General features: G+C 74.4%; 2 pseudogenes. Both read left to right on the top strand.

What is annotated here, in order from left to right:
* Positions 1–198 precede the first annotated feature (198 nt).
* Positions 199–780, top strand: a pseudogene (gene bcsQ / locus G3N98_RS39270) (cellulose biosynthesis protein BcsQ); the annotation flags it as partial.
* Positions 777–1075: pseudogene (locus G3N98_RS39265) on the top strand (UDP-forming cellulose synthase catalytic subunit); the annotation flags it as partial. The pseudogenes bcsQ and G3N98_RS39265, both read left to right, overlap by 4 nt.

Below are 1075 nucleotides of genomic sequence, written 5' to 3'. Positions count from 1 at the left end.
GTCGATGCCGCGCGGCGCATGAAAACCGCGGCCGATGCCGAGGTGCTGTGCGACGATCCACACCGGCACCGCGATCACGATGCCGACGATGAAACCGATGACGATTTCGGCAATCATGCGACTCCCTCCTTGCGCAGCGGCATCGCGCTGCGGACGGCGCTGCGCTTGCGCGCGGCGGGAATGACGGGTTCCGGCGGCGAGCCGTGGCATGCCCATACGTGGCGCAACGCCGACGGCGTGCTGTTCGTCCCGTACGGGCAGGTCGACGCGGCCGGCGCCGTCGCGTGCGATGCGCGGCTCGCGGCCGATCCCGCGTGGCTCGCGCGCGCGCTCGACGAGATTGCGCTGCCGGCCGACGGCGTCGTGCTGATCGACACCGCGCGCTATCCGTCGACGCAGGCCGAACAGGCGATTCGCCGCGCGGACCTCACGCTCGTCGTCGTGCCGCCCGAGCCGACCGCGTGCGCGACGACGGCCGCGCGGCTCGGCGCGCTGCGGGCCTGCGGCGGCGAACTGCGGATCGTCGTGAACCGGCTGAATCCGGCGCGCGACATGCAGCGCGACGCGCTCGGCATGCTGCGCGCGGTCGCGGGGCCGGCGTCGATGCTCGAGCAGCGCATCCACGTCGATGCGGCCGTGCCCGAAGCGCTCGCGCGCGGCAGCTGGATCTTCGACGACGCGCCGTATTCGCAGGCGTCGCACGACCTGAACGGCGTCGCGAACTGGGTCGATGCGTGGCTGGCGGCAGGCGGTGCCGGTCGCCGCGGAGCGGCGCGATGAACGCGGGCTTCGCGCTGCGCCTGCGTGCGCTCGGCCATCGTGCGGCCGACTGGCTCGCACGCGGCATCGGGTTGCCGGCGCAACGCACGCTGGTCGACTGGATCGTGCGGCTGTTCTTCCACGCGCCGCCGCCGGGCCGGCCCGATCACGTGCGCCGCTGGGTGCGCGTCGCGTCCCTGCGGCTGGCGCAGGAGTGGGGCGTGCTGCAGCCGCTCAGCCCGCGCGAATGGCTGTGGCGCGCGATCGTGCGGGCGCCGCGCTCGGCGGAAGGCCGGCCCGCGCGCGATCCGCTCGC

Source organism: Burkholderia sp. Tr-20390 (assembly GCF_017104595.1).
In the GTDB taxonomy this organism is placed as follows: domain Bacteria; phylum Pseudomonadota; class Gammaproteobacteria; order Burkholderiales; family Burkholderiaceae; genus Burkholderia.
The sequence above is the reverse complement of the archived record's forward strand: the minus strand, read 5'-3'. Positions and strand labels throughout refer to the sequence as shown.